We start from the raw sequence: 252 nt of genomic DNA, 5'->3' as shown, positions 1-252 counted from the left end.
GGGCAAGGTTACGGACCTTGACCTCAGCCTTCTCGCGATGAGGAAGGTGGCTGAAAATCTCTTCAGTGAGTGGGAGTTGACATTTCTGCTCGACACTGTCGAGCAGGCGGAAAAGGTTATCGCGCTCAGTCCAAAGGAGCGCAAAGACCTCAAATTTAGCGAGAAGCACGCTGAGGCGCGTCTCGCGTTGCGCGACTTTCGCCTCACCTCCCGACAGGCAGAAAAGCTGTTCGAAATTCGCGACGGCGTTAC

The 252-nt window shown here is 55.6% G+C and carries 1 protein-coding gene; it reads left to right on the top strand.

What is annotated here, in order from left to right:
• The coding region (locus tag Q5L94_RS13960; RefSeq protein WP_317498952.1) for a hypothetical protein at positions 1-252 on the top strand (252 nt) is incomplete at both ends.

The sequence above is a fragment of the Idiomarina sp. Sol25 genome, from assembly GCF_033052775.1.
Classification (GTDB): Bacteria; Pseudomonadota; Gammaproteobacteria; order Enterobacterales; family Alteromonadaceae; genus Idiomarina.
The sequence above is the reverse complement of the archived record's forward strand: the minus strand, read 5'-3'. Positions and strand labels throughout refer to the sequence as shown.